The sequence below is a fragment of the Asticcacaulis sp. genome (genome assembly GCF_020217185.1).
GTDB lineage: Bacteria > Pseudomonadota > Alphaproteobacteria > Caulobacterales > Caulobacteraceae > Asticcacaulis.
In genome coordinates this window covers 1-10,000 of sequence record NZ_JAIWNX010000174.1, presented here as the reverse complement: position 1 = coordinate 10,000, position 10,000 = coordinate 1, and the positions used below count along the sequence as shown (strand labels likewise).

Genomic DNA, 10,000 nt, shown 5'->3' with positions numbered 1-10,000 from the left:
ATCCCTGAGCGCGTCAGCCGCGCCTTTCTGGCCGCCGAAGACCGCAACTTCTTCAACCATTCCGGCGTCGATGTCGGTGGCCTGTCGCGGGCCATGGTCAAGAATGTCATCAATTTTGTGCAGGGCCGCCGCCTCGAAGGCGGATCGACCATCACCCAGCAGGTGGCCAAGAACGTCCTGTTGTCGAACGAGCGGACCATCGGGCGCAAGCTGAAGGAATTTATTCTGGCGCGGCGGCTGGAAACCTCGCTGACCAAGGAACAGATTCTCGAACTCTATCTGAACGACATCTATCTGGGCTATCGCTCGAACGGGATTGGCACGGCGGCCTATAACTATTTCGGCAAGTCGGTCGATCAGTTGACTCTCGCCGAGACCGCCTATCTGGCGGCCCTGCCCAAAGGGCCCCACAACTACCATCCCATTCGTCGCAAGGATCAGGCCATTGCCCGCCGCAACTGGATTCTGGGCGAGATGGCGTCGGTCGGCTGGGTGACCAAGGCCGAGGCCGAGGCCGCCATGCGTGAGGACCTGGTGGTGCAGTCGGCCCCGCAGCGCGCCAAGTACCGCGATGCCGACTTCTTTGTCTCGGAGGTCGAGCGCCGTTCCAAGGCCCTGTTCGGAGAAGATATCTACTCCGCTGGCTACTATATGAAGACCACGCTTGATCCCAAGCTCCAGACGGCGGCGCGTATGGCCCTGATGGACGGGCTGGAACTGTATGACCGTCGGCATGGCTGGCGCGGCGCGTGGGGCAATATCGGCAGCATCAATGAAGGCTGGCAGCAGGAGGCCGCCGCTATCGAAGCCAAGCTGCCCGAACGGCGCAAGGCTCCGTTTGAGCGGCCCGACTGGCAGGTCGCTGTGGTCGAACGCGCCGGTGGCTCCATTCGTCTGGCCGAGGCCCCGGCGGGCGAAAATCATGGCAATTTGCGCGCTTCCGATGTGGCTTGGGCGCAGGGCGGGGCAGGGCTCAAGGCCGGTGACCTGATCTATGTGGCGCGCGACGCCACGGGGGCCTATGCGCTCAAGCAGGTGCCGGCGGTCAATGGCGCGCTGGTCGCGGTTGATCCGTGGACGGGCCGTGTCGTGGCTATGGTCGGCGGTTACTCCTTCTCGCTGTCGAAGTTCAACCGCGCCACGCAGGCCAAGCGTCAGCCGGGTTCGGCCATCAAACCGTTCATCTACGCCACCGCGCTGGAAGGCGACTTCACACCGGCCTCCATCGTCGTCGATGGCCCGATCACCTTCAAGGGGGCCAATGGCGAGGCGTGGTCGCCCAAGAATTATTCGCGCACCTATTACGGGCCGCAAACCCTGCGCAAAGGGCTTGAGCTGTCGCGTAACGCCATGACCGTGCGCCTCGCCGATAAGGTGGGTATGAAGACGGTGGCGGCCAAGGTCGTGCAATACGGTGCGGTCGATAGTATGGAACCCTATCTGTCGAACGCGCTGGGTTCGACCGAAACGACGCCTTATCAACTGACGGCCGCCTATTCGGCCTTCGTCAATGGCGGGCGGCGCATCAAGCCGCACCTGATCGAACTGGTGCAGGACTATCAGGGCAAGGTCATCTACCGAGCCGATCAGCGCAAGTGCCCGGCGGGCTGTACCCGCGCCTTTGACGGCACGGAATCGCCGCGCCTGACGCCCGAAGGTCAGCAGGTGATGGACCCCATCGTCGCCTATCAGATCAACTCCTTCCTGCAAGGCGTGGTGCAGCGCGGTACGGCGGCGCGCGCCAGTGCGCTGGGCATCCCGCTGGGCGGCAAGACCGGCACGACCAATGAATACCGCTCGGCGTGGTTCGTCGGCTTCACGCCCGATCTGGTGGCCGGGGTGTTTGTTGGCTTTGACGACAACCGCTCTCTGGGGGAGTCGGAAACCGGCGGTTCGGCGGCCCTGCCCATCTTTATCGACTTCATGGCGGCGGCCACCAAGAACAAGCCGGTCAAGGACTTCCGCAAGCCCAAGGACGCGGTCTATGTGTCCATCCGTGGCCACGAAGAAGCCTTCCGTCCGGGGACCGAGCCGAAGCCCATCGAGCGCACCCCCGATGTGGTGGATGGGCCCAAGCCCTATACCGAGGTGTGGCGCGATGGCCTGACCGGGCAGCCGTCCAATCAGGCGACGCCGCAGGAACAGCCGAAAAAGAAGAAGTACGTCGATGAGATCGAGGAAGAGGTCCTTTACTGAGCCTCTTCCGATCGCGGCCGTCTGACCGCGAAACGTGTTGCCATTTTGCGCGGGCGCGGCTATCCCGCTTGGCTACGCTTTTTACCGTAAGGACATTGTAATGCGACTGGATGTTGAGGCTTCGGCCAGGGACATCGAGCAATCCATCGGATTGCTCAGGAGGCGTCTTTGACTGGGACGTTGCTCTAAGACGTCTCGACGAACTGAATGCGCGGGTCGAGGATCCGACGCTGTGGGACAAGCCCGAAGAGGCGCAGTCCGTGATGCGCGAACGCACCAAGCTGAGCGGTGGCGTAGATGCGGTCAACAGCCTGACCAAAGAGCTTCAGGACGCGCTCGACTATGCCGAACTGGCCGACATGGAGGGCGACGAGGAACTGCTCGAAGAAGCCCGCGCCATGCTGAAAGCCATCAAGGACAAGGCCGCGCGCGCCGAGCTTGAGGCGCTGTTGTCCGGCGAAGCCGACGGCAACGACGCCTATGTCGAAATCAATTCCGGGGCCGGGGGCACGGAGTCGTGCGACTGGGCCGGTATTCTTTTGCGCATGTACACGCGCTGGGCCACCCAGCACGGCATGACGGTAACCATCGAAGAAGAGACGCCCGGCGAACAGGCGGGCATCAAGTCGGCCACCATCATGGTCAAGGGCACCAATGCTTATGGCTGGTTGAAGACCGAGGCCGGGGTGCACCGTCTGGTGCGTATCTCGCCCTTTGATTCCAATGCGCGCCGCCACACCTCCTTTGCCTCGGTGTGGGTCTATCCGGTGGTCGATGACACCATCGTCATCGACATCAATCCAGCCGATGTGCGCACCGATACCTACCGCGCGTCGGGGGCGGGCGGTCAGCACGTCAACAAGACCGACTCGGCGGTGCGTCTGACGCACATTCCGACCGGTATCGCCGTGGCCTGTCAGGCCGGGCGGTCGCAGCACGCCAACCGCGACGAAGCGTGGAAGATGCTGCGCGCGCGCCTGTATGAGCTGGAACTGCAAAAGCGCGAGGCGGCGCAAGCCGCGCTGGAAGACCAGAAGACCGATATCGGCTGGGGTCACCAGATTCGATCCTACGTGCTTCAGCCCTATCAGATGGTCAAGGACCTGCGTACCGACGTCGAAACCTCGGATTCGCAAGGGGTTCTGGACGGTGATCTGGACGCCTTCATGGGGGCGTCTCTGGCCCAGCGGGTCGGCGCGACCCGCGATGCCGTCGAAGAGTAAACCGAAAGCCGGGGCGCAAACCCCGGCTTTTTTTGCACCATTGCCGATACGCCCATGCCGCCCGACCTTCGCCGCTCACTGGATTTGATCCGCCGTCTGATGCCGGTCGAACAGCCGTGGTGGCTGATCGGCTCGGCGGCCCTGTTTCTGAGCGGGGTGCCGGTCACGGTGCGCGACGTCGATCTCTATGGCCCCACAGAGGTCATCGAGGCCGCCCGGATCGCCCTGGGCGTGCCCGTGAGTGCGCCGCGCGCCGACGATCGTTTTCGCTCCCGCCCTTATTTCCAGTATCGTCCACCGGGCGGGCTGGAGATCGACTTTATGGGCGGATTGCAGGTGTTTTCAGCGGGTGACTGGTGTGAATTGCAAATCGAAAGCGATGTATGGATCGAAGGGGTGCGGGTGCCGACCCTCAGCGAACAGGCGGCCCTACTGCGCCTGTTCGGACGACCGAAGGATGTGGCGCGTCTGGCCCTGATGCCGGGCTTGTAATTCATTGCTCGCCCTGCCTTACTGAGGGGCAATGGAGGCGGCGATGTGGAAATGGATCGGTGTGCTGTGGTGTCTGGCCGGACCGGTGGTGGCGGCGGACTACTACGTCAATGGGACGAGCGGTAATGACGCCCAGCCGGGCACTCAGGCGCAACCCTGGCGCAGCCTCAGCCGCGTCAATGCCCAGACGCTTGAGCCCGGCGACCGTATTCTGCTGGCGCGCGGAACGGCCTTTGTCGGGCATCTGACTATCGCCCAGTCCGGCACCGAGGCCAAACCCATCGTGGTCAGCGCCTATGGCGAGGGGCCCGCGCCCAAGCTGATGAATCCGCGCTTCGGGCTGGAATTCGGGCGGGTCGTGTCGGTGTACGGCAGCTATGTGACCGTCGAAAATCTCTACCTTTATGACGGGGCCACCCCTCCGCCGGATGAGCCGCCCTTGCCGTGGAAGGAAAGCCATCAGCACAAACTGGTGACCGATATGGCCGGTATCTATACCGATGCCACCACCCACCACGTCACCCTGCAAAACAATGAATTCAATAACATGCCCGTGGGTGTTCGCGTGCGTGGCGCAAACTCACTTGTAAAGGGCAATTATTTTCATGATGCCTCGCGCATCACTGAATACTGGGGCGCGATGGCCATTGTCATCGTCGGGCCGCACAATGAGGTGGCGCACAACCGCATCGAAAACTACGGCTTTTACGGCGGGGCCTATGTCAATGACGGAGCGGCGGTCGAACTGGACGGCGAGGACCGTTTCTTCGACGCGCACCATACCTTTGTGCACCACAATCTGTCGCGCAATACCAAGGGCGGCTTTCTGGAAATCGCTGGCAATACGCACGACGTGACCATCGCCAACAATATCAGCGACGATGTCGATAAGTTCGTCGGCACCAATGGCATCCGTAATCTGAAGATCGACGGCAATATTATCGTCCGTACACGGATTCCGGACATTACAGACAAAGACTTCTGGTCGTTGCGCGCGATCTTCTGGTCGATCTGCTGGAACGGCTGCGCCGGCGACCGCGACGCCGGGGTGAGCATCACCAACAACATCTTCTATCTGACGGCCCCGCATCGCATCTATCTGGCGCCGGACAATCCGCACGGCTTTATGTCGGCCAAGCGCAGCGGCAATCTCTACTGGTCGCCGGACGGGGACGCCGCCGCTATGCTGGGTCAGCCACTGGGGGCCGGGGAGGCCATTGCCGATCCGGGGTTTAAAGACCTGCTCAACGGGGAGTACGGGCGGCAAACGCAATGAAACGTCCCGATCCCGCAACACAACACGTCGAGCGCAATATTGAGCGCGCCCGTTCGCTCTTCCTTCAATTAGCTGATAAGTATGCCTTAAAGTCGGAGTGGGATGAGACGTCTCCGGTTGAACTCGCGGCGACGCTGCCCCAACAACCTGGCCTTGATTGGCCATTATGGCTGTGTTTGCAGAATAATGACGAGCTTTGGATTTCGGGCGGCTTTTTTACATTTTCGTGGTTTCCTGTGGAGGATGCTAAAATAGAGGCTGAGTTTGCTGAGGCTCTGGACGGTATTTTGTCAGGAAGATTGCAACTTAGGTGTGTTTACGGATCACTAGGTCAATCGCCGTGCCGAGGTGATCCTGCGCAATGGTCATCCGACGATTAAAACGGGCCGCGCGGTGAAGCTGACCTTGCCGTGATGTGTGCCTGACCATCGAAGCGACGATCACAAAAAATAATCCCCCACACCCCCTCGACAAGTGGGGGCAGTTGCGCTATGGCATCCTCCCTTTTAAGGCGTATTGCGTCCTTAAACCTGCCCGAATGCCGGTCTTCTGCTCTTTCCACCGGCGATGGGGCCTGACTTTCTGTTTTGGAAAGTTATTGAAAAACAGCGTCTTTGGCCGCATGCGGTCATAAAAGAGCGGGCGCATCCAACTGTTTCTCAATGCCCCATCCGGGGTCTCTCGACACATTCACTGCGTCTCAAACGCTTTACAGGAACAACGATGGCCTTATCGTTCACCGAAAAGAAGCGGATTCGGAAGTCTTTTGGCCGAATCCCCGAAGCGATCCGTATGCCGAACCTGATCGAGGTTCAGCGCTCCTCCTACGAACAATTCCTGCAACGTTTCGTCCGCGCTTCGGAGCGCGTTGACGACGGTCTGGAAGCCGTGTTCAAGAGCGTCTTCCCGGTCAAGGATTTCAACGAGCGTGCGACCCTCGAATACGTCTCTTATGAGTTCGAAGAGCCGAAATACGACGTCGAAGAGTGCATTCAGCGCGACATCACCTATGCCGCTCCGCTGAAGGTGAAGCTGCGCCTGATCGTGTTTGAAACGGACGAGGACACGGGTGCCCGTTCGGTGAAGGATATCAAGGAGCAGGACGTTTATATGGGCGATATCCCGCTCATGACGGACAAGGGCACCTTTATCGTCAACGGCACCGAGCGCGTGATCGTGTCGCAGATGCACCGTTCGCCGGGCGTCTTCTTCGATCACGACAAGGGCAAGACCCATTCGTCGGGCAAGCTCCTGTTCGGCGCGCGCATCATCCCGTACCGCGGTTCGTGGCTCGATTTCGAGTTCGACGCCAAGGACATCGTCTATGTGCGTATCGACCGCCGCCGCAAGCTGCCCGCCACGACCTTCCTGTCGGCGCTGGGCATGGACGGCGAAGAAATCCTCACCACCTTCTACGACGTTGTGCCCTATGAGAAGCGCGATGCCGGCTGGGTCACGCCGTACAAGTTCGAGCGCTGGCGCGGGGTGAAGCCGGAATTCGACCTGATCGACGCCGACTCGGGCGAAGTGGTCGCGCAGGCCGGCACCAAGATTTCGGCGCGGACCGCCAAGAAGCTGGGCGACACGGTGAAGGCGCTGCTGCTGTCGCCGGACGCCCTGAATGGCAAGTATCTGGCGCGCGACGCGGTCAATTTCGAGACCGGTGAAATCTACGCCGAAGCCGGTGACGAGCTGGACCCCGCCGCCATCAAGGTGCTGGAAGAGCAGGGCTTCACCACCATCGACGTGCTCGATATCGACCACGTGACCGTGGGTGCCTATCTGCGCAACACGCTCCGCGTCGATAAGAACACGTCGCGCGAAGACGCGCTGTTCGACATCTACCGCGTCATGCGTCCGGGCGAGCCCCCCACGATCGAAGCTGCCGAAGCCATGTTCCAGGGCCTGTTCTTCGAACTGGAGCGCTACGACCTGTCGGCCGTCGGTCGCGTCAAGATGAACATGCGTCTTGAGCAGGACGTCGCCGATTCTGAGCGCACCCTGCGCAAGGACGATATTCTGAAGATCCTGCGCATCCTGATCGGTCTGCGCGATGGTCGCGGCGAAATCGACGATATCGACAACCTCGGTAACCGTCGCGTGCGTTCGGTGGGCGAGCTGCTGGAAAACCAGTACCGCGTCGGCCTGCTGCGCATGGAACGCGCCATCAAGGAGCGCATGTCGTCGGTCGATATCGACACCGTCATGCCGCACGACCTGATCAATGCCAAGCCAGCCGCGGCGGCGGTGCGTGAATTCTTCGGCTCGTCGCAGCTGTCGCAGTTCATGGACCAGACCAACCCGCTGTCGGAAATCACGCACAAGCGTCGCCTGTCGGCCCTTGGGCCGGGCGGTCTGACGCGCGAACGCGCGGGCTTCGAAGTCCGCGACGTGCACCCGACCCACTATGGCCGTATCTGCCCGATTGAAACGCCGGAAGGCCCGAACATCGGTCTGATCAACTCGCTGGCCACCCACGCCCGCGTCAACAAGTACGGCTTCATCGAAAGCCCGTACCGCAAGGTCATCGACGGTAAGCCGCAGGACGAAGTCGTCTATATGTCGGCGATGGAAGAGTCCAAGCACGTCATCGCTCAGGCCAATATCAAGCTGGGTGACGAAGGCATTGTCGAAGACCTCGTGCCGGGCCGTGTCAACGGCGAACCGGGTCTGCAACCGGCCCCGACCGTCGATTATATGGACGTGTCGCCGAAGCAGGTCGTTTCGGTCGCCGCCGCCCTGATCCCGTTCCTCGAAAACGACGACGCCAACCGCGCGCTGATGGGTTCGAACATGCAGCGTCAGGCCGTGCCGCTGGTGAAGGCCGATGCGCCCTTCGTCGGCACCGGCATGGAATCGGTCGTCGCCCGCGACTCCGGGGCGACTATCGCCGCCCGCCGCACCGGCGTGATCGAGCAGGTGGACGCCACCCGTATCGTCGTGCGCGCCACGGACGAACTTGACCCCACCAAGCCGGGCGTCGATATCTACCGCCTGTCGAAGTTCCAGCGTTCGAACCAGAACACCTGTATCAACCAGCGTCCGATCGTGAACGTGGGTGACAAGGTGTCGGCCGGTGACATCATCGCCGACGGTCCTTCGACCGACCTCGGCGATCTGGCTCTGGGCCGCAACGTCCTCGTCGCCTTCATGCCGTGGAACGGCTACAACTTCGAAGACTCGATCCTGATTTCCGAACGCATCGTGCGCGACGACATCTTCACCTCTATCCACCTGGAAGAGTTTGAAGTCATGGCCCGCGATACGAAGCTTGGGCCGGAAGAAATCACCCGCGACATCCCGAACGTCGGCGAAGAAGCCCTGCGCAACCTCGACGAAGCCGGTATCGTGGCCATCGGTGCCGAAGTGCAGCCGGGCGACATCCTCGTCGGCAAGGTGACGCCGAAGGGCGAAAGCCCGATGACGCCGGAAGAAAAGCTTTTGCGCGCCATCTTCGGTGAAAAGGCTTCGGACGTGCGCGACACCAGCTTGCGTCTGCCCCCCGGCGTTGCCGGTACCATCGTCGAAGTCCGCGTCTTCAACCGTCACGGTGTGGACAAGGACGAACGCGCCATGGCTATCGAGCGCGCCGAAATCGAGCGTCTGGGCAAGGACCGCGACGACGAACTGTCGATCCTTGAGCGCAACATCTATGGCCGCCTGAAGGAAGTCATCCTCGGTCAGACGGCCGTTTCGGGCCCGAAGGGTCTGGGTCGCGGTGAAATCACCGAAGAGAAGCTGTCCGAAATCTCGAAGGGCCTGTGGTGGCAGATCGCGCTCGAAGACGAGAAGCTGATGGGCGAACTGGAGGCCATGAAGCGCCAGTTCGAAGACGCCCGCAAGCGTCTGGACCGTCGCTTCGAGGACAAGGTCGAAAAGCTGCAACGCGGCGACGAACTGCCGCCGGGCGTCATGAAGATGGTCAAGGTCTTCGTGGCCGTGAAGCGCAAGCTTCAGCCGGGCGACAAGATGGCCGGCCGTCACGGCAACAAGGGGGTTATCTCCAAGATCCTCCCGGTCGAAGACATGCCGTTCCTCGCCGATGGTGAGCACGTCGATATCGTGCTGAACCCGCTGGGCGTGCCGTCGCGCATGAACGTCGGTCAGATCTTCGAAACCCACCTCGGCTGGGCCTGCGCCAATATTGGCAAGCAGATCACCAACCTGCTCGAAGAGTGGCAGAATGGCGGTCAGAAGCAGGCGCTTATCGACCACCTGAAGGGCGCTTACGGTGCCGATCAGGAACTGCCGGAAACGGAAGAAGAGCTGATCCAGCTGGCGAAAAACCTCGCGCGTGGCGTGCCGATTGCGACCCCGGTCTTCGACGGTGCGCACATCAGCGACATCGAGAACATGCTTGAGTTTGCCGGTCTCGATCGTTCGGGTCAGTCGATCCTGTACGATGGTCTGACGGGTGAGCAGTTCAAGCGTCCGGTCACCGTCGGCATCATCTACATGCTGAAGCTGCACCACCTTGTCGATGACAAGATCCACGCGCGCTCCATCGGGCCATACTCGCTCGTCACCCAGCAGCCGCTGGGCGGTAAGGCGCAGTTCGGCGGTCAGCGCTTCGGGGAAATGGAGGTCTGGGCTCTGGAAGCCTATGGTGCCGCCTATACCCTGCAGGAAATGCTGACCGTGAAGTCGGACGACGTGGCCGGCCGGACCAAGGTGTACGAAGCCATCGTCCGTGGCGACGACAGCTTCGAAGCCGGTATCCCGGAAAGCTTCAACGTCCTGATCAAGGAAATGCGTTCGCTGGGTCTGAACGTGGAACTGGAAAACGGGCAGGGATAGTCCTGACCTTCGCCTA

General features: G+C 61.3%; 6 protein-coding genes. All 6 read left to right on the top strand.

Translation table 11 applies throughout. The features are described 5' to 3' along the window. Window positions 1–2,196 (top strand): PBP1A family penicillin-binding protein (locus LDL37_RS08610; RefSeq protein ID WP_290796788.1); only part of this gene is annotated, 2,196 nt, incomplete at its 5' end. Between the two features lie 100 nt (window positions 2,197–2,296). Further along, window positions 2,297–3,419, top strand: a protein-coding gene (prfB, locus tag LDL37_RS08605; RefSeq protein ID WP_126423872.1) for a peptide chain release factor 2 whose coding sequence is annotated in 2 segments (ribosomal slippage) — window positions 2,297–2,365 and window positions 2,367–3,419 — 1,122 coding nt in all. Because the reading frame shifts where the segments join, the coding sequence is not laid out codon by codon here. A gap of 54 nt (window positions 3,420–3,473) precedes the next feature. Next, a complete protein-coding gene (locus LDL37_RS08600; protein WP_290796785.1) occupies window positions 3,474–3,911 on the top strand; it encodes a hypothetical protein in 438 nt (145 codons plus the stop codon). 43 nt (window positions 3,912–3,954) lie between these two features. Continuing rightward, window positions 3,955–5,187 carry a right-handed parallel beta-helix repeat-containing protein gene (locus LDL37_RS08595; RefSeq protein WP_290796782.1) on the top strand — a complete coding sequence of 411 codons (1,233 nt, stop codon included), beginning with the start codon at window positions 3,955–3,957 and terminating at the stop codon, window positions 5,185–5,187. After that, window positions 5,184–5,567 (top strand): hypothetical protein, encoded by a 384-nt coding sequence (locus tag LDL37_RS08590; protein WP_290796779.1) that lies wholly within the window; start codon window positions 5,184–5,186, stop codon window positions 5,565–5,567. Before LDL37_RS08595 ends, LDL37_RS08590 begins: the two co-directional genes overlap by 4 nt. A gap of 343 nt (window positions 5,568–5,910) precedes the next feature. After that, window positions 5,911–9,984, top strand: coding sequence for a DNA-directed RNA polymerase subunit beta (rpoB, locus tag LDL37_RS08585; protein WP_290796777.1), 4,074 nt, complete (start codon window positions 5,911–5,913; stop codon window positions 9,982–9,984). The last annotated feature ends 16 nt before the right edge of the window (window positions 9,985–10,000 follow it).

Coding starts and splice junctions, on each gene's coding strand:
- LDL37_RS08595 (WP_290796782.1), top strand. CDS start 3,955: ATGTGGAAATGGATCGGTGTGCTGTGGTGTCTGGCCGGACCGGTGGTG.
- LDL37_RS08590 (WP_290796779.1), top strand. CDS start 5,184: ATGAAACGTCCCGATCCCGCAACACAACACGTCGAGCGCAATATTGAG.
- LDL37_RS08600 (WP_290796785.1), top strand. CDS start 3,474: ATGCCGCCCGACCTTCGCCGCTCACTGGATTTGATCCGCCGTCTGATG.
- rpoB (WP_290796777.1), top strand. CDS start 5,911: ATGGCCTTATCGTTCACCGAAAAGAAGCGGATTCGGAAGTCTTTTGGC.